Source organism: Streptomyces sp. NPDC032822, from assembly GCF_055578825.1.
This window is the reverse complement of sequence record NZ_JBVIOL010000013.1, coordinates 36,477-57,541: the sequence shown is the minus strand read 5'-3', so window position 1 is coordinate 57,541 and position 21,065 is coordinate 36,477. Positions and strand designations below refer to the sequence as shown.

Genomic DNA, 21,065 nt, shown 5'->3' with positions numbered 1-21,065 from the left:
CCTTTCGAGGAGGATCGGACCAGGTCATCCGACATGACGACCAGGTCGAGCGAGACGGGGCACGGCCGACCATGCCTCGGTGACACAGGAGTACTTGTCCTGTGTCACCTCACCCTGAGCAAGTGCCATCGACGTCTGAACGACCTCACGTTGTGGCGCGCGAGGAGGGGTGGACGGTCCGGCCAACGCCCTGGGCCGTCCGCCGCGCACCCGCCCCACCGGGGTCGGTCATGCCCGGGCACGGTCGAACGACTCGGGCCTGCCAGGCGAGTTCGAGGCAGCCGCCCACCGGCAGGGCGTGCCAGCGGTCCGCGTACACGTCGAGGCGGGTGACGATGCGGTCGACGACCGGGGGGACCTCGTCGGCCCGTACATACGCCGGAAGGGTCTTCGCATGGCCGCGGCGCACCTCCCAGACCGGCACCGCTATGCCCGCCAGCTCCTCCGAGCGCGCCATGTCCGCCCCCGCCTGCGGGGACGGCTTGACCGGCTTCGACTTGCGACGTCGTGCCGCCTTGTTCCGCTCGGCGGGATCCGCGGGCCAGAACAGGCCGTTGTCACCGGCGGCCAGCCGGCCGTACACGCCGAGCGCGATGCCTGCCTCCGCCTCGACCAGGAAGTGCACGAGGTCGTGCGGCAGGTACGGATGTCCGCCGGGACCATTGCGTGGGGCCAGCGCCGCACCCGTCTCGCGGTGCACCGCGATGTCGTAGCTCGTACCGGGGCCTTTGGTGAAGACGACGCGCATGGATGCCACGTTAGGCGCCGGGGTCGCGCCCCCGCACCCTGTTTTCCACCCGCCTCGACCCGGCCGCACGGCGCCACGACCCCTGATCCGCGACCTGTCATCGCTCGCCCCAAGGCCCGCGCCCGCCCCCAACAGACCCCGTACCCTCACGCCTGCCACGATTCCAACACCAGTGGCACGCACGCGTCGTCGTACTCCCACTGGTCCGAGCCGTACAGGTAGGGCGAGTTCAGTCGTCCGAGCAACGCCGGTCGTCAGTCCCGGGCCGCGCACCAGTACGCCGGTCGTTCTCGGGCGGTGGCCTGCTCCAGGTCATCCCGGCAGCAGGCCACAGCCCGCAGAGGGAACCGCCAGAAGCCCCCTTCACCCGGATCGACACCTACCTTCGCCACCTCAACGCCAACTCCACCCACGCACAGTGACCGTTGGCGGCCATGTACCTCCACGCCCGCGGCACGTGCGGGCCGAGGTCGAGCCGGTCGACCGCCCGGCGGAAGAGGTGCGGGAGAGTAGGTGCAGCCACTCGACGGCAGCGGCGCGGGGAAGGCCCGCAGGCCGATAGGACGGGGGGACGGCGGCCAGGCGTTCACCGCCGAGTACGACCACGAACAGTCATTCATGCTCAACGTTCACCCGCCGATGAACTGTTAGCTTCACCGCATGAACGACGAGATCACGGCCGTGGCCGGCAGTCACCTCTACTCCTTCGACGGCCGGGTGTTGGAGGTCTTCGGCGGCAGCGCCGCCCATCGCTTCCACATACGTCATATGCACTTCCGTGTCACGGGCCCGGACCGCAAGGGGAGAAGGAGCATCGAGATCGCCCACGGTCGGCCGGGCAAGCGGGGAACCCGCCACCTGTGGCATCACACCGATGCGGAGTGGGACGGCCCGACCGGCCTGGCCCGGTTGCTGGAGACCGTGCAGGCGGCCATCGACTCTGTGCCGGAGCACCGGCAACTGTCCGGCCGATCCCCAGATGAGTAGCCTCGGCTCGTGACCGCGAACGCCTCCCCACGATGAGCGCGAATCGCTCATCACCTGGGCCGCCGTCACGCTGATGACGAGGCGCCGACCCACCGCACCGCGCGGCGTCATGCCGCACTGCCTGGCGCCCGCCGCCCGAACCGCCGCGTCGTCAGTGCGGCTGACCAGTCCTCCCTCGGCCCTGATCGCCCACTGCGGGCGCGGGGCGCCAACGTGCCCGGAGCACTCCGTCGCTGTCAGGCATGACAGCGGTGCACAGAGGCATGTCCTGGCCCGCATAGCCGGACATGAGTGCGGCAGCGGAGGCCTCGGATATCCGGGAGGCTAACTCGGGGAAGACGTCCTCGTCGCAGAAGGCGCTGTGAACGCGGCCGTCCTTGTCCTGCCAGACGCCTTCTACGAGGCCCTCTGCGGGGAAGGAGGCGAGGACCGCGTCAATATCGAAGGATAGAGGTGGCCACACGGCCAGACGAGCGCGGGGCGCCAGGCCTGCGCGCACCATGTCGAGGGTGTCGGGGGTGAGTTGGTGCCAGCGCGTGGCGCCTTCGGCGAACATCTCCTCCAAGGTCCCGGCGCGGTTGGCGACCACCGCTTGGCGCAGCCCGTTCCAGAAGTCGTCGTCGCCTGCCCGCGGAAGGTCTGTCCCTTCGACCTCCGAGTTGATGTCGTACGGGGAGGAATCCAGGCGCTCGGGGAACAGTCCGAGTTCACGGGTGCGGGCGAGTGCCTCTTCGCAGGGCCGACTGCTGCCGACGTAGAGGTACTGGTCCCAGCCCACGTGAACCGAGAACGCCTCCTCGGTTTCCAGTCGGCACCATGCCCCGTTGTCGCGCAGCATGACCCTGACCAGTTCGAGCGCGGTGTGGAGCGCCACCTGAGCCCCGTCGTGGAAGCCGGGCGGGAGTGCCGGGTCGGTCGAGGTGTGGGGAGCGTGCGGGGAGGGCGGGAAGAGTCCGTCCAGTCCATAGCCGTCCACCGGAGGTTCGGCCCCGAAGTGCGCGAGGGACGGCACTCCCGGCTCACGTATGGCCAGGTGGTCGACGCCCGTGGCTCCGGCGAATGCCGCGACCGCTTGAAGGTAGGCCGCCTCGACCTCGCCGTGATCGCCGACGGTGTCCTCGGGGCCGATGTAGTGCCCGTGCTCGTCGCGATCGGAGGGGTCGTACTTCGTGACGCGGTAGACGTAGGTCGGCACGGTCTCATCTTTCCTCACCGGCACAGCCTCACGCCGCAGAGTTTCCAGGGGAGTTGAGCCTCTTGCACGGGGCTCGCCCTTTGGCCTTCCGCCGGGTGCTGGATCACCGGTGGACCGATGCGGTGAGGCGTCGCAGCGCGGCGTGGGCGGGTGGGCCCCAGGTCGCCTTGCCCCCGGGGCGGCCGTGGACACCGGCGTCTCCGATCTGGAGGCAGACCAGCGCGCGCAGCACCGCCCAGCCGCGGGCGCGGCGCAGGGTTGCGGCGTCCGGACGCGGCCGGTAGGCCTCGTGGAAGAGGTCGGCGGCGCCGTCCGGGAGCAGGATCCAGGCGGCGGCGAGGTCGAGGGCCGGGTCGCCGGCGAAGAGGTCGCCGAAGTCGATCACGCCGCAGAAGGTGCCGTTCGTGGTCAGGACGTTGGCCAAGTGCAGGTCGCCGTGGAGCCACAGCCTGGGGGGGGCAGACCAGGACGTGGCGTGCTGGGCGCTGGATGACCACACCCAGCCCACAGCACGCCGGTACTCACCGGGCTCGCTCCTCTGAGCGAGATTCCACGCTCCGCTCCCCCGCATCTCCGCTCCGGCGGCAGATGCGAGGCACTTCGTCCTGCCTACGGGCAGGTCTCCTCGAACTTGACCGCGGAGAACTCGACGGGCTGTCCGCTCAACGACGCGCCCACGGACGGGGTTTGTGTGCACACCTTCCAGTTCGATTCGACCAGCACCCAACGGTCGTCCGGAAGGGCGTCCTTCACAGTGATGGACACACCGGAGTCGAGCGCGGAACGAGCCGCCTTCACCGACTTGCCCACGACGTCCGGCATCTTGCCGCCTTCCGCGGTCGGCGGCTTCTCGTCCTTCGCCGGGCAGACCTCCTCCAGCTTCACCGCGCCGAAGTCCAGGCTCGTATCTGTGGACTTGGAGGCGCCGGCCTTCACGTTCTGGCTGCACACCTTCCAGTTCCGGTCGAATGCCTGCATCCGGTCCCGACCTAGCGCGTCGTGCGAGGTGAGCCCGTAGAAGCCGGCATCCTGCGCCTTGTCCTGGGCGGACTGAAGACCCATCCCGACGAAGTGGGGGACGGTCGCCTTCTTGTTCTCGTCGGCCACTGGCTCGTCGTCACTCAGCTGCTTCCCGTCTTCGCCCTCGGTCGGCTTCGCCGGGGCGGTCTTCGTGACGGTGACAGTGGGCTGCGGATCGGCCTCGCCGCTGACGCTGGTCTTTGCCTGGTCGCCGCTGCCCGAGGACCCGATGCCGACCCCGACGAAGAAGATGAGGAACGCCGCCGGGATGACGATCCGCTTCCGCGCCCACGCCTGCTTGCCGCCCGGCCGGCCGGGCGGTGGTCCGACGAACGGTGGCTGGACAGGCGGCGGCTGACTGTACGACATGTGTCCCCCATAGATCAGTTGGCGCCAGATGACCGTATGGGGCGAGATGCCCCGGCAGGACAGCTCAGAGGGGGAAGTGATGCAATTGTGACGGAACGTGAATATTGAACGACGGATCGCTCGTGGCCGTTCAGGTCGCGGGACCCGTCGAAGGGCACAGGACCGATGTGGTGCTCGGTGACGATCCCGACGCCTTCTTCGTGCTCCTCATCTGCGGGGAGACACTGCAGGCGCTCGTGGCCGCGACGTGATGCGCCGAGGCCTGGTCTGACGTACTGATGACCGGTGTCGCGTCCGGCGGGTGCTGGTGTGGAGGAGGTAGTGGTAGTGACCGTTTAGGCCGTGTCGGGTGATCGGCAGGGCGGCCGTCTCGTCGTCGCTGACCTGGATGCCGGTGGGGTACGGGTTGGTGTCGAATGCGGCGTACATCGTCAGACCGGTCTTGGTGGTGGCCGCGGGCCTGCTCGATGATGGGGTGGAACTGCGTGTCCCGGTTGGGATGCTGCTTGCCTTCGAGGGGCTTGGCGTTGCTCTGCAGCGCATGGCCCGTTGCTCTTCCGAGTCGCTCATGTCAGACCATCAAGTCGTCGAGCGGAAAGCCGCGCGTCAGAGAGCTGCACGTCCTTGGGACGACCTGGCACTGTCGGAGGTCTCAAGGCCCACGCGTTCGAGCCAGGTGCTGATGTCACGATCCGCTTGGTCTGCCTTTTCGCCCTGGACGGCCAGCGCCTCGGCGAAGGTGGCGCCGCGGCAGGAGACCGCGTAGTCGCGTGCGGTGGTGCCCAGGCCGCTCATGGCGTGCGTGGTGAAGGGCACGACGGTCCTGCCCGAGAAGTCGAGCTGCTCCGTGAACGACGTCATGATCATGGGTGCGCGGACGTTCCAGATGGGACTGCCCAGCATCACGGTGTCGTACCCGACGAGGTCGGGCAACGAGCCCTTGATGCCGGGACGTGCGTCCGTGTCCTGTTCGCGGACGTTGCGCTTGACGGTCGCGTCGTAGCTTTCCGGGTAGGGGTCGGTGGGCTCGATCCGGTACAGGTCGCAGTCGATGAGGCTGCGGATCTTGCGAGCCATGACCTCGGTGTTGCCGACCTTCAGGTTGGTGCGACCGCCGTAGTAGTAGTTCTCGCCTGGGCGTGAGAAGTAGGCAACCAGCACCTTGCCCCGTGCCGCGCCGCTTCGCACTGAGCTCGGTGACGACGTCTGCCGGTCGGGATCTGGCTGGTCGTTCGCGGGTGAGCAGCTGCTGAGATGGGGTTCGGTCATGGCGGTGGCTCCGGTCAGCAGAGCGGCGCGCAGGATCGTGCGGCGCCGGACCGACTTGAGGTTCGGGTGGTTCACAGATGGCCCCTTCGCGAGGGATCTGGAAGGGGAAAGGGACGAGTCAGGCGTCCAGGCGGCGCTTGACAGGCCAGGGGACGATCTCGGGGTCGTGGTGGTCGAAGACCTGCGAGCAGTAACTGGGGAGCGGAAGGTCAGCGTTCGAGCATCTGCGCCTGGGCCTCGGTGTGGGTGTCGCCGGCGGCGGGCGGCAGGCTGCTCAGCTGTGCGAGCTGCTCGGCGGTCAGGGTGACGGCGTCGGCGGCGGTGTTCTCCTCGACGCGGGCAACGCGCTTGGTGCCGGGGATCGGTGCGACGGAGTCGCCCTGGGCGATCAGCCAGGCCAGCGCCACCTGCGCGGGCGTGGCGCCGACCTGGCCGGCCAGGGCCCTCACCTCGTCGGCGAGGGCGAGGTTGCGCCGGAAGTTCTCGCCGGTGAAGCGCGGGTTGTCGCGGCGGAAATCGCCCTCGTCGAACTGGTCGGTGGAGCGGACGGTGCCCGTCAGGAAGCCGCGCCCCAGCGGGGAGAACGGCACCAGTCCGATGTTCAGCTCCCGCAGGACAGGCAGGACGCGGTCCTCGATGCCCCGCGTCCACAGGGAGTATTCGGACTGCACCGCGGTGACGGGCTGCACGGCGTGCGCACGGCGGATCGTGTCCGGACCGGCTTCCGAGAGGCCGAAGGCGCGCACCTTGCCTTCGGCGATCAGCTCACCGACGGCGCCCGCGGTCTCCTCGATGGGGGTGTTCGGGTCGACGCGGTGCTGGTAGTAGAGGTCGATGTGGTCGGTGCCCAGCCGCTTCAGGGAGCCCTCCACGGCGGCACGGATGTTGGCTGGGCCGGAATCCAGGTTCCAGGCACCTTCGCCGCCGTGGGACACGAGACCGAACTTGGTGGCCAGGACTACCTGGTCCCGGCGCCCCTTGAGCGCCTTCCCGAGCAGCTCCTCGTTGGTGTAGGGGCCGTAGATCTCGGCGGTGTCGATGAGCGTGACGCCGAGTTCCAGCGCCCGGTGGACCGTCCTGATCGACTCCGCGTCGTCGGTGCCGGAGCCGGTGTAGCCATGAGACATGCCCATGGCTCCCAGCCCGATCCGGGAAACCTCCAGGTCACGCAGCTTGATGTAATGCATGTCGTCCTCTCCGATTCGTGGCGTCGCCCCGCCCTTCGCTCCCGCCCGGCCCGGCAGGTCGTGCCTGTGGTGGCCCATCGACGGGTTTCCGGGGGTGCCGGCGTCTTGCTCATTCAGCTTCGCCCGCACTTCGCCCGTGTGGCAGGGCGGGCTCTTCGGGGTAATGGCAGGGCCCCCCTCCCGCCTGCACCGCAGGCACATACCGGGTGAGGGTGACCGTGATCCCGGCGCCCGCACCGTCTTCGACCACTGGGACGAGCAGATCCGCGCGTGTGTGGGGCGTCTGCGCGCCCTGGCCGGCACCGAGCCGGATGCCCCGGACCTCGTCTGGCTCGTCGACGAACTACTGGCCGAGAGCCCGGAGTTCGTACAGCTCTGGGAGCGCTACGACGTACGCGCGCACACCCACGGCACCAAGACCTTCCCTATCCCGGACGTCGGCGAGCTCACCCTCGACCACCAGTCCATGCAGGTGGAAGGCGCCCCCGGCCATCGGTTGGTCGCCCACTACGCGACGCCCGGCACACCCGACCACGACAAGATGGTCCTGCTGGACATGGTCGCCACCGGACCGGAGTCGAAGGCCGCGGAGGAGAAGCGGAACTGATGGCTGCCCGGGGCCCTCGACCGGGTCAGGGCTGGATCAGGACCTTCAGAGCGGTCCGGTCGGCCATGGCCCGGTAGCCGTCCGGTACGCCGTCGAAGCCGACGGTGTGATCGAAGACCCGGCCGGGATCGACTGTGCCGTCGAGGATGTCGGGCAGCAGTTCCTCGATGTAGGCACGGGCCGGCGCGGCGCCGCCGGTGACGGTGATGTTGCCCATCATCGACGCGAAGCCGAGCGGGATCTCGGTGTACTGCGCGACTCCGAGCCGGCTGATCACACCACCGTGGCGGACGATGTTCAGCGCCGTGTCCATCGCCTGCGTGGCACCGACCGCCTCCACCACCGCGTGTGTACCGTCGCCACCGGTCAACTCCCGTACGCGCTCGATGCCTTCCTCTCCGCGCTCGGCCACGACGTCGGTGGCGCCGAAGTCCCGGCCCAGGTCCGTGCGGTCCGTGTGCCGCCCCATGAGGATGATTCGCTCGGCACCGAGCCGCTTGGCGGCCAGCACCGCGCACAGCCCGACGGCGCCGTCGCCGATCACCGTCACCGACTTGCCGGGGGCGACCCGGGACGTCACCACGCCGTGGTGGCCGGTGCAGTACACGTCGGACAGGGTCAGCAACGACGGCAGCAGAGCCGAGTCCTCGGCCACCGGCAGCTTCACCAGCGTGCCCTGGGCCTGCGGGACGCGGACGGCCTCGCCCTGGCCGCCGTCCACACCGTTCGGGCCCCACCGGCCGCCGTGACGGCAGGAGGTGTGCAGCCCCTCCGTACAGAAGTCGCAGGTGTTGTCCGACCAGACGAAAGGCGCGACCACCAGGTCACCGGACTTCAGTCCGGACACCTCCGAACCGACCTCCTCGACCACGCCGAGGAACTCATGCCCCATGCGCACGCCGTCCTCGGAGGCGGGCTTCGACCCGTACGGCCACAGGTCACTGCCGCAGACGCAGGAGCGCACCACGCGTACGACGGCGTCGGTGGGGTTCTGGATCTTGGGGTCGGGTACGTTCTCGACGCGGACATCGCCGGCGCCGTACATCACTGTTGCTCGCATGCGTCTTCTCCCAGGTTGTGATGGTGCCGATCAGAGGTAGCGGCCTCCCGTAGGCACGGGAAGCGCGTCGAGGTCGGCGAGGTCCACGACGCTCGGCCCGACATCCGCGGCGGTGTTGTCCGCCGGATGCTCCGGCGTCCTGGTCCGGGGATGGGGACGACGTACTCACCCTGCGCCGGCACCCATGCCGGCGCCCCCCGCGCCAGGGTCGCCGTTCAGCGGCTGCTGCTGCTCGGCGCGTTGTATTCGGCGTCGTCGACCTTCTCCAGCCAGGTCGTCTCCGGGCTGCCGTCGCCCGCGCCCTCCCACATCGCCAGGTGGGTCATGAAGTGGTCGGAGGTCGCACCGTGCCAGTGCTCCTCGCCCGGTGGCGTGTGGATCGTGTCGCCGGGGTGAGCCTCGACGACCGTGCCGTCGCGCGTGCCGACCAGGGCGATGCCGGAGACGATGTGCAGGGTCTGGCCCATGACGTGAGAGTGCCAGTCGGTGCGCGCGCAGGGCGAGAAGCGCACCATGTTGGCGCGCATCCGCGAGGGCTCCTCGCCGGCGTGGATCACGTCGAACCAGACGTCGCCGGTGAACCAGTCGCCGGGTGCCTTGACCGTGGGCTGCTTCTTCAGGATTTCCAACACTCCGCTCCTTACTGTCCTCGACGATGTCCCCTCAGCCGCATGGTCGCGCTCATGGTGTTGAGCCACCCGGCGGAGAACGTCGAAGGGAAATCTCCGATGTCATCCACCCTTCCCCCATCGCGCGCCGCGTGGCAGGGCGGGCTGTGCCGGGGAGCGCTGTTCCGGGGTGTGACAGGGCCCCCCACACCCATGCCGCGAAAGGGGGAGGGCCCGCAGACTGGAAGACATGAACAGCGAGCAGCGGAACGGCACGGGTACCGAGCTGGGGTCCTTCCTGCGCGCCCGCCGGGCCCGGGTGACCCCGGAGGAGGTCGGCCTGACGGCCGGTACCGGGCTGCGCCGTACCCCCGGACTGCGCCGCGAGGAACTGGCCACCCTGGCCGGGATCAGCATCGGCTACTACGTCCGACTGGAACGCGGCAGGGAGACCCGGCCCAGCACGTCCGTGGTCGACTCCCTCGCCCGGGCCCTCCTGTTGGTGGACGAAGAACACGAGCACCTGCGCAGCCTTGCCGCCCGCGCCGCGCGCGGTGCGCCCAAGCCACCCGCCGCGCCCAGCCGCACCGTCCGGCCCGGTGTGAAGCTGCTCCTGGAGAGTCTGCGTCCCCACCCCGCGCACGTCGTCAGCCGTACCAACGACCTGCTCGCCGCCAACCCCGGCGGACTGCGGCTCCTCCCCGGCATCCAGGACTGGTCCGCCAGGGAGCGGAACATCGCCCGGTACCTCTTCCTCCACCCCGCCTCGCGTGACCTGTTCCACGACTGGAGCACCCAGGTCCGCGGCTGCGTGGCGCGACTGCGCACCCTGGCCGGCACCGACCCCGACGCCCCGGACCTGACCCGGCTCGCCGGTGAACTCCTTTTGAAAAGCCCGGAGTTCGCCCGTCTGTGGGAGCGCTACGACGTCAAGGGGCACTCTCACGGCCGCAAGACCTTCCACCACCCCGAGGTCGGCGACCTCACCCTCGGCTACCAGTCCATGGAACTGGAAGGCACCCCCGGCCACCGCCTGGTGACGTATTACGCCGAGCCCGGCACCGCCGATCACGACGCGATGGCCCTGCTCGACCTGCTCGGACAGGAGCATCCCGAGAAGGGGGCGTCTCAGCGTGACGACCGGTCGGCCGCCGAGGCGGAGCACCCCGCCTCCCCCTGACCTGGCGGGCCCTCGGCCAGTCGCCCAGGGGCTCGGGCGCCTCATCGCTGAACTGCGTGACAGGAGCGCGGACTTCGCCGAGTTGTGGGAGCGCTATGACGTCCAGGGCCACACCACTGGCACCAAAGCCTTCCACCACCCGGAGTTCGGCGTCTTCAAGCTCGGATTTCAAGCCCTCGACCTGGACGGCACCGGCGTTCACCGCCTGATTTCCTCCTACGCCGAGCCAGGGCCGGAACGCCTGTCGGTCCCGGTCATGTACGCCGCCGCTGTCCGGCAGGCTTGTCCGGATGCGCGGTGGGCCCAGGTGCGCTCAGGTCGAGCAGGAGCATGGCGTCGTGGTCGGGGGTGCCGGGTTCGGCGGTGTAGACGCCGAGGCGCCGGCCGGGAGTGTCTTCGAGGTGCATGCTCTGGCCGGTGAGGGTGAGGGCGCCGACCTCGGGGTGGTGGAAGGTCTTCTGGAGCTTCTTACGGCCGACGACGTCGTAGCGCTCCCACAGCTTGACGAAATCAGGGCTCTTGAGCAGGAGTTCGCCCACCAGGTCGGCGAGGTCGGGGGCGTCCGGGTCGACGCCGGACTGGGCGCGCAGCCGGGCGACACAGCCGCGGACCTGGTGTTCCCAGTCGGGGAAGAGGGAGCGGGCGGTGGGGTGGAGGAAGAGGTAGCGGGCGAGGTTGCGCTGGGTGGCGGGCCAGTCGGCGAGGCCCGCGTACAGGGCGAGGCCGCCGGGGTTCCAGGCGAGCAGGTCCATGCTGCGGCTGATGACGTAGGCGGGGCTCGGCCGCAGTGTCTCCAGGACCAGTTGCAGGTGCGGGCGCACGGTGCGGCTCGGCGGCGGCGGAGGCACGGGGGCGTACCGTGCGGCCCGGGTGGCGAGCTCGCGCAGGTGCTGGTGCTCGGCGTCGTCCAGGCGCAGGGCGCGGGCGATCGCGTCCAGCACGGCGGGGCTGGGCCGGGTCTCTTTGCCGCGCTCCAGGCGGACGTAGTAGTCGATGCTGACGCCGGAGAGCGTGGCCAGTTCCTCGCGGCGCAGACCGGGGGTACGGCGCAGCCCGGTGCCCACGGTGAGGCCGACCTGGTCGGGGCTCGTCTGGGTGCGCCGCGCGCGCAGGAACCGGCCCAGCTCTCCGCCGCCCCCGTCTGTGCTCTGCTCGGATGCCATGCCCTCAGTGTCACACCGCGCCGACCTGGGTGTCGCGCGCGTGAGGGGCCCTGCCATTACCCCGAACGCCGCTCCCCGGCACCGCCCGACCTGCCACCCGGACCGGAAAGGCGGGATGCTCGAAGACCCCGCGAAATGAAGGAACCCCTCATCCAGACCGTCCCCCTCAACAACGGCGTCCAGATGCCGATCCTCGGTTTCGGCGTCTACCAGATCCCACCGGAACAGACCGAGCAGGCCGTCACCGACGCCCTTGCCGCCGGCTACCGGCTGCTCGACACCGCCGCCGCATACGGCAACGAGGAGGCCGTCGGCCAGGCGATCCAGAACAGCGGTATCCCGCGCGAGGAGCTGTTCGTCACCACCAAGCTGTGGGTCCAGGACGCGCCCGCCGAGGAGAACACCCGGCGCGCCTTCGAGACGTCGCTGACCAAGCTCGGTCTGGACCACATCGACCTGTACCTGATGCACCAGCCCTACGGCGACGTGTACGGCCAGTGGCGTGCCATGGAGGCTCTTGACCGCGAGGGCCTCGCCAAGGCGATCGGTGTCGCCAACTTCTACCCCGACCGGCTGCTCGACCTCGTCCTCAACAAGGAGATCACCCCCGCCGTCAATCAGATCGAGACCCACCCGTTCTTCCAGCGCACCGCCGACCAGGACCTCATGCGCGAGCACGAGGTCCAGATCCAGTCGTGGGGCGGCTTCGCCGAGGGCAAGAACGACATCTTCACCCACCCGGTCCTGAGCGAGATCGGTGAGAAACACGGCAAGTCCGTGGCACAGGTGGTTCTCCGCTGGCTGACCCAGCGCGGCGTCGTCGCCATCCCCAAGTCGGTCCGCGCGGAGCGCATGGCGGAGAACATCGACATCTTCGACTTCCAGCTCACCGACGACCAGATGGCGGCCATCGCCGCTCTGGACACCGGGGCGACGCTGTTCTTCGACCACCACGCCCCGGACATGGTCAGCCGGCTCACCGCATGGCGCTTGGACGGCTGACCGGTCAGCCGACGGCACCACGGCACGACATGACCGAACCGCTCATCACCGAGACCAACTCATCAGCGGCATGCCCCACCCCGGCGGACGGACACTGTGGACAGCGCCAGGTCTGGGTGATCCGCGCGCTGCCCGCCCGGCGTAGAGCACGTCGTTCGTGAGGTTCCGGACCAACTCTCGGCGGGCCGCCGGACGTTCGCGCAGGGGGACGCGCGGGAGAACGTCCGTGTCACCGCCTTCCGGGTCCCGCGTACCCGAGATCCACGCCCGGCAGAACGACGTCAAGCGGTCGCTCGCGCTGGGCCACCCGCTCCGGGACGGCCGGGACAACCCGATGGTCTGCTTCACCCCGCGGTGACACCCGAGCGGCGCCCCCTCACTTCGACGGTGTGGGGTGGATGCCGCCCGGTACGGGTGTCGAGCGGCACCGACGTCACTTCTGGAACACGGAGCCGAACCTCGCTCCGGTCACGGGCGCGGCCAGCGTTCGCGGCCCGAAGGACACCGATCCGGCGGTGGCGACACCGGAGCCGGAGGTGGCGAAGACCCACACCGCGCCTGTGCCGGTGTTCTCCCGGGGAGCGGAGACGGCGATGTGGTCTGCCACCACGGCGACACCGCTGCCGAAGGCGTCGCCGTTCTCGGCCGTGCCGGGGACGCCGCTCGTGTTCTGGCTGATGACGCCGGCACCGCGACCGGTGAGGCCCGTCGCGCTCCCCCGCAGGACGGCGACGCTGCCGGCGTCGGTGCGGCCGGCCAGGTCCTCGCCGGGGACGCCGGTGACGACGTCGGCGTATCCGTCGCCGTTGACGTCACCGACGCGGACATCCGTGCCGAAGCGGTCGCCGCTCTCGCCGGTGCCGGGAACTCCGGACGTGCTCTGGCTGATGAACGCGGCCTTGGCGGCGAACCCGTCGGCGGTACCCCGTACGACTCCCACGAGGCCGCCGCCCGCCGCGGTGGGCCGTCCGAAGACGACGTCGGGGCGGCCGTCGCCGTCGACATCGCCGAGCGCGATGCTCTCCGCCCGCACCGTGTCGGCGGATGCGATGACCGGCCCGGTCCTCAGCCCGCTGTGGCCGCCCTTGAGCAGTCGTACCCGGATCGTCCCCGAACTCCCCGTGCCACCTGAGGCGGCACTGACCAGGAGGTCGGTGATGCCGTCGCCGTCCACGTCGCCGGCCTGCAGAGCACCGACACTGCGGACACCGGCCCCCGACGCGACCAGGGGCGTCGTGCGGGCGGCCGCACCGGCCCGGCTGATCGGCCCGTATCGCATCCGGTCGGCGCTCGCCAGGTCGACGTGTCCGTCGCCGTCGAAGTCGCCGGCTTGGGTCCGGGTCCGGCCGGAGCCGAGGGAGGCACCGGTGGCGAGGCCGCCCACGCCTCCCCACATGACGGTCTGCGTCCCTACGTCCCGGGCGTCACCGATGTCCTCGCCGGAGGTGGTGACCACCAGGTCGGTGAAGCCGTCGGCGTCCAGGTCCGCCGCCGTCAGCGAATCGGCGAAACGGTCCCCGGTCTCGGCCGTGCCCGGAACGCCGTAGCGATTCTGGCTGATGATCTGCCGCTTGACTCCGTCGGGCCCCGCAGCCATGCCGTAGACGACGGCGACATAGCCGGCACCGGCCTTGCCGCCGACGGTGCCGGCGGGCGCGGCGATGGCCACGTCGGCGTATCCGTCACCATCGAAGTCCGCCCTCGCGGACACCGCTGCGTCGAAGGGGGCCGCACTCCCGTGCGGGCCGTCACCGAAGGGTGCTGCGGGAATCGCGCATGTCACCACGATGGCGGTGGCGGCAACGGCGATGGCAGCGGCGTGAAAAGTACGGGAATACAGGGCGAACCCCCTCGGATCGGCGAAGAGCCGGCCGTACTTCACCCGTGCCCGGCAACCAGCAAGACCCGCACCACGCGGCAACGGTTGTACGCCGCCCTCCACTCGCTCGCCGTGCGGCTCGTCCGGTTGCCGAGTGCCTGTCACGGACGAGGTCATGACGGGTCGGCGCACGCGCGATGGTGCGCGCGAGTGCGGTGAGCGGCCCTCGGCGACGGTCCTGGCCGGGGGCCGGCGGGGCCTGCACCCTGCCACTCGGTCAGTTCGGGGCCCTGGGGTCCCGCCAGGCAGGACGGCTTCGCGCCTTCCGTGGTGCGGCCGACGGGTCACCGTGGTGTGCGCAGTGGGTGCGGCCTTCTCGCCAGGCGGTGAGGAGGTGGTCTCCACGGCCGCGAAGTGGCCCACCAGTACCCCCAGGCCGACGCGTGGCGACGCACGCAACGGCCCCGGGGCTCCTGCGAGGAGTCCCGGGGCCGCGTTGCTGCTCAGTGCGGGCGTGGATCAGATGCGCGGGCCGCCGGTGCCGTAGTAGGTGCCCAGCTCGTCGCGGTAGCCCTGGTCGCCGAGGTGCTTGTCGCGGTCGAACTCAGGAGCGTCCTTGATCTGTTGCTTGGTGCGGTCGACGAAGATCTTCCGCTCGTCCGAGTCGATGCTGATGACCGTGCTCGCCGGGAGCAGAACCTCCTTGCCGAAGATCCACACACCGGTGTCCACCACCAGGTAGGCGTCACCGACCTCGTCGGAGTGCTTGTCGACCTTGCCGATGCTGCCGTCCGTCGCCTCGACCTTGTAGCCGGTGAGGTCGGCGCCCGCCAGGCGACCCGCGGTCGACTTGTAACTCCACACATTCTCAGTCACGCAAAACAACTCCTCCGGTAAACGGGGGACAGCGGGGATTCCCGCTGTTCCACCTTTTTCCGTTCCTCCTACACAGCGGTTTCGCGACCGCCTTCGTTGTGGGTGCCCCTCGTCCGGAGGTTCACTCATCTGTTTGAAAAAGCTCGGCTACCAGCGACAACAGTGGCCACTTCCACCTTCGGGCGTGCAACGAGGCCGATCAGTCACACGCCCCGCGCGGCGTTGCGCCACCCCACAGAGTTCGCGGCGCGAGATCCATACCGCGGCGATTCCGGATCCGCAGCGGAACACGATGCAGAGGAATCAAGTTCGTCCATCGCCGAACCAACGTCCGCCTCTTTGCTGAACACGGAAATATGGCCGAAATGCGAGAAGAACTCCAGGGCGAGCCCGGTGCCTTCGTCAGGGCCTGGTCGGCCTCACCGTCTTGTCGGCCCCGTTCACGCGCACGGTGACCTGGCCCCGGTGCCGCGCCCGGTCGGCCACGACGGTGTACGACGTGACCTTGCCGTTCCGCCACTCGCAGCCGACCTCGTAACCGCCGCGGGCGCGGAGTCCGGTGAAGGAACCCTTGGCCTTCCAGTCGTCCGGCAGGGCGGGCAGCAGGTGGATGACGTCGTCGTGGCTCTGCAGGAGCATCTCCGCCACCGCGCCCGTGATGCCGAAGTTGCCGTCCATCTGGAAGGGCGGGTGGTTGCCGAACATGTTGGGCAGCGTGTTGTAGGTCAGCAGCCCCCGCAGCATGATCTGGGCGCGGTGCCCGTCGCCGAGCCGGGCGAAGAGGGCCGCCCGCCAGGGCCAGGTCCACGAGCGGCGGCTGTCACCGGACACCGTCGCGGCCGTGAACGGGACGCCTTCCTTCTCGCCGCATCGCGCCTTGAGCGAGACGAGGGCGGCGGCCGCGAAGTCGGCTGTCCTGGGAGTGATCTGGCGGCCCGGGTAGACCGCGAAGAGGTGCGAGGTGTGACGGTGGATGTCGGTGGGGCTGTCGATGTCCTCCTGCCACTCCTGCAGTTGACCCCATTTGCCGATCCTGTTCGGCGCGAGGCGTGCCTGCATGTCCGTGACCTTGGCCCGGTAGGCGGGGTCCGTCTTGAGTGCCGCCTCGCAGTCGAGGTAGTTCTGGAACAGGTCCCAGATGATCTGCTGGTCGTACATGACGCCGTCCTCGCGCGGCCCGTGCTCGGGGGACCAGCCGTTCGGTGCGACGAGGAGCCCGTCCTCGCGTTCCTTGAGGTGGTCTTCCCAGAACTCGCAGATCTCCTTGATCATCGGGTAGGCGGTGCTGCGGAGGTAGCTCATGTCCTGGGTGAACGCCCAGTGCTCGTAGAGGTGTTGGGCGTACCAGGCGCTCGCGACGGTGTTCCACTCCCACGAGTTGCCGCCGAAGATGCTCTGGCTGGTGCGGGCGGTCCAGCCACGGGTGTCCGCACCGAAGGCGTTGCGGGTGGCCACGCGGCTGGGCACCGCGACCTGCTCGATGAACCGGACGAGTGCCTGATGGCTCTCGGGCAGGTTCGTGGTCTCGGCTCCCCAGTAGTTCATCTGGACATTGATGTTGGTGTGGTAGTCGGAGGCCCAGGCCGGCTGGTTGCTGTCGTTCCAGAGGCCCTGGAGGTTGGCGGGCAGGCCGTTCGGGCGGGAGGAGCTGATCAGGAGGTAGCGGCCGTAGTCGAACATCGCCTGTTCGAGTGTCGGGTCCTCACCGCCCGCCGCGTAGCGTGCCAGCCGGGCGTCGGTCGGCAGGGCGACGACGTCGGCGGCGGAGGTGCCCCAGGAGACCGAGACACGGTTCATGAGGGCGCTGGTCTCGGCGGTGTGCTCGTCGCGGAGTCTGCCGTAGGACCGGGCGGAGGCCTTGGCGAGCGTCCTGGCGACGATCGGTTCGGGGTCGGGTCCGCGCCATCCGGCGGCGGCGTCGAGCCGGTAGTCGGTGCGCGCGTCGAGGAACAGGGTCAGGGTCGTGCAGTCGTTGAACCGGAGCACCGACCCGTCGGCGCGGAGGTCGCCGTCGGTGTGCACGGCCCGGACGGTGCAGGTGTGCTTGAGTCCGTTTCCCATGACACCGCTGAAGCTGATCCGGCCGGCGTCGGCGTCGAGGCTCGTCGGGGCCTCGTCCTGTCCGGACGTCAGCGAGATCGCTCCGGAGAGGCCCCGGGCGCCGTCCGACGCGTACCGGAAGACCATGACGTCCGCGGACCGGCTGGCGAAGGCCTCGCGCAGGACGCGGCGTCCCGGTGTGCCGAAGCGGGTGGTGTGGACGCCCTTCACGAAGTCGAGGGAGCGCTGGTAGTCGACGACCGTCCGCTGCGTGCGCGTGTCGAAGCCGCTGCCTTCCAGGGCGATCTCCGCGATCTGGAAGCCGGTGGCGGACGCGCCGGGGGCCAGGGTGAGCCGGTAGGCGCGGTAGGCCGTGGTGTTGGCGATCCGGTAGGTCCGGGTTCTGCCGCGGTCGGCGAAGGGGGCTCCGGGGTTCTGCGTGTCGAGGGTCGTCCAGACACGCCCGTCCTGCGACGCCTCCAGTGTCCAGCGTCGGGGGTCGTCCCGCGGCCGGTCCGGGGCGGCCGTGAGCGCGTACGAGGTGACGGCGACCGCGCGCGGCAGGTCGGCCTGCCAGACCACCGTCGGTGCGGCGGTGTCGACCCGCCAGACCGTGGCCGGGTCACCGTCCGCCGAACGTGAGATGTCCGTGGCCCGGGACCTTGCGCCGCCCCCCTTCGAGTGCCCGCTCGGTGACGACAGGTAGATCGCACCGCCCCCGCCGAGGTCGACGCCGGACAGGCCGATCTCGCTCACCTGGAAGTGGCTGACGCCCGCCACGGGAACGAAGTCGAACCGGTAGAAACGGTAGGCGGCAGGCTCGGTGCCGGTGTCGGGAGTGGCGAACTCCTTCGTCTGGAAGCGGTTCTCGAAGGGTGCCTCCAGGGTGCGGCCGTCCAGCGTGGTCCAGGTGGTGCCGTCGGCGGAACCGGCGAACGTCCACTGCTGCGGGTCGCGCTGCGGCACGTCGTCGGCGCTCGTCAGACGGTACGAGGCGACCGCGACGGGTTCGGGGAGCTCGACCTGCCACCGCACCGTCGAACCGGGCCCCTCGATGCACCACTTGGTGCTCGGCTCGCCGTCGTACGTCTTGTCGACGCCCTCCGCCGAGGAACTGCTGTACGGGCCGCCCGGGGCCGTGACCTTCGGGCTCGCACGGGGAGCGAAGGTGACGACGACGTCACCGAAGTTCCGGTACGAGCCGAAGCCGGTCATGCCGGTGTCGAAATCGCTGTCCGGCTTGCCCGCGAGGGCGTTGTCGTAGTTGTTGACGCCGCCCCACAGGCTCTGTTCGTTGAACTGGACGCGCTCCTCGTAGGGATCGGCGAAGAGCATGGCACCGAGTCGGCCGTTGCCGATCGGCAGGGCCTGCGACTGCCAGTCAGCCGCGGGCAGGGAGTACGTCAGCGCCTTGCGCGACAGGGTCGGCCACTGGAAGGCCACCGGTGCGCCGGTCCCCGCGGCGACCGCCTGTCCCGCGGGGGTTCCGCCGGTCAGCTGAGTGATCAGAGGTGCGAGGGCGAAGGCACCGCCAAACTTGAGGATGCTTCGTCGCTGCGGTTGGGATTCATTGATCACAGTGAGATCTCCCGGCCCATTCATCGGCTCTTTCAAAGAGGACGTGACGGCCCCATCGACACTGTCGAGGGCGCGATCATCGTCGCCGGAGAATAGATCGGATGTCTAGGGGCGTGCGGTCACTCACTCAGTGCCACCCCGGCCCCTCGGCGCCTCAGCGGCTCGGCACCTCAGCGCTTCAGGTCCGCGCGGCTCGCGGCCATCACGACCCCGTCCCGCTCGCCGCGCGTGAACAGACCCTCGGACAGCCACGCGTCCGCGAGGACGCGAACCGCCCGGACGAAGTCGCCGGAGGCGGCGAAGGGAGCCTGTTGCCAGAGCACGTCGAGGAAGGTCAGACCGTCGGCGCGGGCACGGTTGGGCACCCCCGAGTCGGTGGCGCCGAACACGACGACGGGCTCCGAGCGCTTGAAGTAGGCGTGGTAGCGGGTGTCGTCCGCGAGGGGGAACGGTGCCAGGGTCAGGCCGTGCGTGGTGAAGTGCGCCGGGCGGCCCTCGGGGTGGATCGCGTCGGCGAGGTCGCCCCGGAGGGTGAAGTCCTTGTAGAAGGAGAACGTGCGGAAATGCCGTTCCTGGCTCTGGGCGACCAGCAGGACCGGTCCGTGGAACAGCGACTGGACGGTGGGGTCATCCAGGGCCCTTTCGACGCGCAGGCGGTAGGGGGCGGAGATCCGGATCCGGTCGCCGCGCCGCCAGCTTCTGCTCAGGGTGAGGTAGCTGCCGGGGACCGTCTCGGCCCGCTGCCGCACCCCGTTGACCGTGACGGTGAACCCCGCCGTGGCCCAGGACGGAACCCGCAGGCGCACGTCGAGCCTGCCGCTGCCCTCACGGATCGTCAGAGTGCGTACGCCCTCGGCCGGATACGCACTGGTCTGCTCGATGACGAAACCCCTCTCCGGCCACCGCAGGGTCGAGGCGAGGTAGAGGTTGACGTACAGGGCGTTGCCGTCGGCGGAGCGGAAGTAGACCGAGTCCTGGTACTTGGTGTGGTTCTCCATGCCGGTGCCGCCGCAGCAAGTGCCGGTGTTGCCGTACTCGCGCCGCGTCCCTGGGCCCATCCCGACGAAGTAGGTGACCTCCGGGCTGTCCGTGCCGGGGGCGTCCCGGCGGGAGGCGAGGATGTGGTTGGTCAGGCCGCGCTCGTAGTAGTCCATGTAGGCGGGGTCCTGCGCGTGGAAGAACAGCTGCCGGCTCAGCTTGAGCATGTTGTACGTCGCGCAGGTCTCGGCGTTGTCGTCGCCCAGGGTGGCCGCGACGGCACCTCGGGCGCGGAACATCTCCCCCTGACCCGTTCCGCCCAGGCTGTACGTCCGGGGGCCCGCGACCATGCCCCAGAAGTTGCGGGCGGCATCGGCATACGGCTCCTCCCCCGTGGCGTCGAACAGCCGCAGGTAGCCGGTGAACTGCGGGATGTGCTGGTTGGCGTGCCTGCCCTCCAGGATGTCGCGGTTCTCGGCGCAGGCGTTCAGCAGTGCGGTGTTGTCGAAGCAGCGGGCGGCGGCGAGGTGTTCTTCCCGGCCGGTGAGGGCGTACAGGTCCGCCAGCACCTCGTTCATCCCGCCGTACTCGCCGGCGATGTAGATGGACCACATCCGCTCCAGCTGGGCTTTGGGCAGGGAGCCGAGCCTGCTGTGCACCCAGTCGCCCATCTTCGCGGCGATCTCCAGGGCCTGGCTGTTCCCGGCGAGGGTGTGTGCGTCGAGGAGACCGCGCATGATCTTGTGGCAGGTGTAGTACGGGGCCCAGATGGTGGGGTAGGTCGTGTAGCTCTCCAGCAGGATGAACTGGGTCTCCGGGTACGCCGCCAGGTATCCGGGGTGGCTGGGCCTCGGCGATCCGTGCTCCGCCAGGGCCTGCCAGCACTCGCCGAGCGCGCCGACCAGGTAGTCCAGTTTGGTCTTGAGTGCGGCCTCCCCCGTGTCGGCGTACGCCTGGGCGACGAGGGTGAGGAAGTGGCCGGCGTAGTGGCCGCGCAGGTTGCCGTCGGAGGTCTCCCAGCCGCCGGGCGGGCGGGCGCCGCGGGTGTCGAGTCCGGCGTTGGCCCGGAAGACGGCCAGGATGCGGTCGGCCGGGTAGGCCCTGGCGTAGTCGAGCATCAGGTCGCGCTTGCGGCGGAACGGGCCCTCGCCGAGGGCGACTCGGCCGAGCGGGAACGGACGTACCGGCCAGGTGGGCAGGGCGGCTGCCGAGGCCGTGGCGGCCCGGCCGGGGGCCGCCCCCGTGACGGGCGGCGCGGTCCGGTCCGCTCCGGTGGCGGCGTGAGCGGGCGTGATCGCCTGGGTGAGGGGGACGGCGGCCGCTGTCCCGGCTGCGAGTCGCAACAGACGGCGGCGTGTGGGGGGTTGGGACATGCTCTG

Annotated in this window: 19 protein-coding genes and 2 pseudogenes; 7 read left to right on the top strand and 14 right to left on the bottom strand. The window is 69.8% G+C overall.

The genetic code is table 11. The annotated features are described in order from the left end of the window. Positions 1 to 145: 145 nt before the first annotated feature. Positions 146 to 748 (bottom strand): hypothetical protein, encoded by a 603-nt coding sequence (locus ACZ5VD_RS31180; RefSeq protein ID WP_468552655.1) that lies wholly within the window; start codon positions 746 to 748, stop codon positions 146 to 148. 660 nt (positions 749 to 1,408) lie between these two features. On the opposite strand from ACZ5VD_RS31180, the gene ACZ5VD_RS31175 reads away from it, so the two are divergent. Beyond that, a complete protein-coding gene (locus ACZ5VD_RS31175) occupies positions 1,409 to 1,735 on the top strand; it encodes a hypothetical protein (RefSeq protein ID WP_468552656.1) in 327 nt (108 codons plus the stop codon). A 151-nt stretch (positions 1,736 to 1,886) separates the two neighbouring features. On the opposite strand, the gene ACZ5VD_RS31170 is transcribed toward ACZ5VD_RS31175, so the two are convergent. From ACZ5VD_RS31170 to ACZ5VD_RS31160, 3 genes and pseudogenes are all read right to left on the bottom strand, one after another. After that, on the bottom strand, positions 1,887 to 2,948 hold the full coding sequence (locus ACZ5VD_RS31170) for an RNA-binding protein (RefSeq protein ID WP_468552657.1): 1,062 nt from the start codon (positions 2,946 to 2,948) through the stop codon (positions 1,887 to 1,889). A gap of 85 nt (positions 2,949 to 3,033) precedes the next feature. Then, positions 3,034 to 3,384 (bottom strand): annotated as a pseudogene (locus tag ACZ5VD_RS31165) (phosphotransferase); the annotation flags it as partial. A 155-nt stretch (positions 3,385 to 3,539) separates the two neighbouring features. Then, positions 3,540 to 4,319: a hypothetical protein gene (locus tag ACZ5VD_RS31160; protein ID WP_468552658.1), complete on the bottom strand. Its 780-nt coding sequence runs from the start codon at positions 4,317 to 4,319 to the stop codon at positions 3,540 to 3,542. Between the two features lie 122 nt (positions 4,320 to 4,441). On the opposite strand from ACZ5VD_RS31160, the gene ACZ5VD_RS31155 reads away from it, so the two are divergent. Continuing rightward, positions 4,442 to 4,570, top strand: a complete 129-nt coding sequence (locus ACZ5VD_RS31155; protein ID WP_468552699.1) for a hypothetical protein — start codon at positions 4,442 to 4,444, stop codon at positions 4,568 to 4,570. Here ACZ5VD_RS31155 and ACZ5VD_RS31150 read toward each other — a convergent pair. The 3 genes from ACZ5VD_RS31150 to ACZ5VD_RS31140 all read right to left on the bottom strand — a co-directional run bounded on the left by ACZ5VD_RS31150 (position 4,527) and on the right by ACZ5VD_RS31140 (position 6,775). Continuing rightward, positions 4,527 to 4,748, bottom strand: a complete 222-nt coding sequence (locus tag ACZ5VD_RS31150; protein ID WP_468684051.1) for a hypothetical protein — start codon at positions 4,746 to 4,748, stop codon at positions 4,527 to 4,529. The two genes, ACZ5VD_RS31155 and ACZ5VD_RS31150, sit on opposite strands and share 44 nt — an antisense overlap. A gap of 177 nt (positions 4,749 to 4,925) precedes the next feature. Further along, positions 4,926 to 5,663 (bottom strand): flavodoxin, encoded by a 738-nt coding sequence (locus tag ACZ5VD_RS31145; protein ID WP_468684049.1) that lies wholly within the window; start codon positions 5,661 to 5,663, stop codon positions 4,926 to 4,928. 134 nt (positions 5,664 to 5,797) lie between these two features. After that, positions 5,798 to 6,775 (bottom strand): aldo/keto reductase, encoded by a 978-nt coding sequence (locus ACZ5VD_RS31140; RefSeq protein WP_468684047.1) that lies wholly within the window; start codon positions 6,773 to 6,775, stop codon positions 5,798 to 5,800. A 163-nt stretch (positions 6,776 to 6,938) separates the two neighbouring features. Between ACZ5VD_RS31140 and ACZ5VD_RS31135 the strand changes: the two genes are divergently transcribed. Then, entirely contained in the window at positions 6,939 to 7,382 is a 444-nt protein-coding gene (locus ACZ5VD_RS31135) for an MmyB family transcriptional regulator (RefSeq protein WP_468684045.1), read from the top strand. A gap of 25 nt (positions 7,383 to 7,407) precedes the next feature. Here the strand turns inward: ACZ5VD_RS31135 and ACZ5VD_RS31130 are convergent, their stop codons facing one another. Then, the gene (locus tag ACZ5VD_RS31130) at positions 7,408 to 8,442 is read right to left on the bottom strand and encodes a zinc-binding dehydrogenase (RefSeq protein ID WP_468684044.1); all 1,035 of its coding nucleotides are present in this window, start codon (positions 8,440 to 8,442) and stop codon (positions 7,408 to 7,410) included. Between the two features lie 215 nt (positions 8,443 to 8,657). Beyond that, the gene (locus ACZ5VD_RS31125; protein ID WP_468552695.1) at positions 8,658 to 9,071 is read right to left on the bottom strand and encodes a (R)-mandelonitrile lyase; all 414 of its coding nucleotides are present in this window, start codon (positions 9,069 to 9,071) and stop codon (positions 8,658 to 8,660) included. Between the two features lie 229 nt (positions 9,072 to 9,300). On the opposite strand from ACZ5VD_RS31125, the gene ACZ5VD_RS31120 reads away from it, so the two are divergent. Continuing rightward, a complete protein-coding gene (locus tag ACZ5VD_RS31120) occupies positions 9,301 to 10,230 on the top strand; it encodes a helix-turn-helix transcriptional regulator (RefSeq protein ID WP_468552663.1) in 930 nt (309 codons plus the stop codon). Beyond that, positions 10,184 to 10,450: pseudogene (locus ACZ5VD_RS31115) on the top strand (MmyB family transcriptional regulator); the annotation flags it as partial. The gene ACZ5VD_RS31120 and the pseudogene ACZ5VD_RS31115, both read left to right, overlap by 47 nt. Before the next feature lie 34 nt (positions 10,451 to 10,484). On the opposite strand, the gene ACZ5VD_RS31110 reads toward ACZ5VD_RS31115, so the two are convergent. Then, positions 10,485 to 11,393 (bottom strand): helix-turn-helix transcriptional regulator, encoded by a 909-nt coding sequence (locus tag ACZ5VD_RS31110; protein ID WP_468552664.1) that lies wholly within the window; start codon positions 11,391 to 11,393, stop codon positions 10,485 to 10,487. Positions 11,394 to 11,543: 150 nt separating this feature from the next. Between ACZ5VD_RS31110 and ACZ5VD_RS31105 the strand changes: the two genes are divergently transcribed. Then, positions 11,544 to 12,395: an aldo/keto reductase gene (locus tag ACZ5VD_RS31105; protein WP_468684188.1), complete on the top strand. Its 852-nt coding sequence runs from the start codon at positions 11,544 to 11,546 to the stop codon at positions 12,393 to 12,395. Positions 12,396 to 12,621: 226 nt separating this feature from the next. Further along, a complete protein-coding gene (locus ACZ5VD_RS31100; RefSeq protein ID WP_468552665.1) occupies positions 12,622 to 12,753 on the top strand; it encodes a hypothetical protein in 132 nt (43 codons plus the stop codon). Positions 12,754 to 12,828: 75 nt separating this feature from the next. On the opposite strand, the gene ACZ5VD_RS31095 is transcribed toward ACZ5VD_RS31100, so the two are convergent. From ACZ5VD_RS31095 to ACZ5VD_RS31080, 4 genes are all read right to left on the bottom strand, one after another. Next, complete coding sequence (locus tag ACZ5VD_RS31095) at positions 12,829 to 14,106, bottom strand: FG-GAP and VCBS repeat-containing protein (protein ID WP_468684043.1); 1,278 nt, start codon at positions 14,104 to 14,106, stop codon at positions 12,829 to 12,831. Positions 14,107 to 14,733: 627 nt separating this feature from the next. Further along, positions 14,734 to 15,090: a PRC-barrel domain-containing protein gene (locus ACZ5VD_RS31090; RefSeq protein ID WP_468552667.1), complete on the bottom strand. Its 357-nt coding sequence runs from the start codon at positions 15,088 to 15,090 to the stop codon at positions 14,734 to 14,736. 402 nt (positions 15,091 to 15,492) lie between these two features. Next, complete coding sequence (locus ACZ5VD_RS31085) at positions 15,493 to 18,708, bottom strand: glycosyl hydrolase family 95 catalytic domain-containing protein (protein ID WP_468684042.1); 3,216 nt, start codon at positions 18,706 to 18,708, stop codon at positions 15,493 to 15,495. 170 nt (positions 18,709 to 18,878) lie between these two features. Further along, positions 18,879 to 21,059 (bottom strand): glycoside hydrolase family 127 protein, encoded by a 2,181-nt coding sequence (locus ACZ5VD_RS31080; RefSeq protein WP_468684041.1) that lies wholly within the window; start codon positions 21,057 to 21,059, stop codon positions 18,879 to 18,881. Positions 21,060 to 21,065 lie beyond the last annotated feature (6 nt).

What these genes read in the sequence shown, in the direction of transcription:
- ACZ5VD_RS31180 (WP_468552655.1), bottom strand. Translation starts at nt 748, where the DNA reads ATGCGCGTCGTCTTCACCAAAGGCCCCGGTACGAGCTACGACATCGCG.
- ACZ5VD_RS31175 (WP_468552656.1), top strand. Translation starts at nt 1,409, where the DNA reads ATGAACGACGAGATCACGGCCGTGGCCGGCAGTCACCTCTACTCCTTC.
- ACZ5VD_RS31160 (WP_468552658.1), bottom strand. Translation starts at nt 4,319, where the DNA reads ATGTCGTACAGTCAGCCGCCGCCTGTCCAGCCACCGTTCGTCGGACCA.
- ACZ5VD_RS31150 (WP_468684051.1), bottom strand. Translation starts at nt 4,748, where the DNA reads ATGTACGCCGCATTCGACACCAACCCGTACCCCACCGGCATCCAGGTC.
- ACZ5VD_RS31140 (WP_468684047.1), bottom strand. Translation starts at nt 6,775, where the DNA reads ATGCATTACATCAAGCTGCGTGACCTGGAGGTTTCCCGGATCGGGCTG.
- ACZ5VD_RS31135 (WP_468684045.1), top strand. Translation starts at nt 6,939, where the DNA reads ATGGCAGGGCCCCCCTCCCGCCTGCACCGCAGGCACATACCGGGTGAG.
- ACZ5VD_RS31130 (WP_468684044.1), bottom strand. Translation starts at nt 8,442, where the DNA reads ATGCGAGCAACAGTGATGTACGGCGCCGGCGATGTCCGCGTCGAGAAC.
- ACZ5VD_RS31120 (WP_468552663.1), top strand. Translation starts at nt 9,301, where the DNA reads ATGAACAGCGAGCAGCGGAACGGCACGGGTACCGAGCTGGGGTCCTTC.
- ACZ5VD_RS31110 (WP_468552664.1), bottom strand. Translation starts at nt 11,393, where the DNA reads ATGGCATCCGAGCAGAGCACAGACGGGGGCGGCGGAGAGCTGGGCCGG.
- ACZ5VD_RS31080 (WP_468684041.1), bottom strand. Translation starts at nt 21,059, where the DNA reads ATGTCCCAACCCCCCACACGCCGCCGTCTGTTGCGACTCGCAGCCGGG.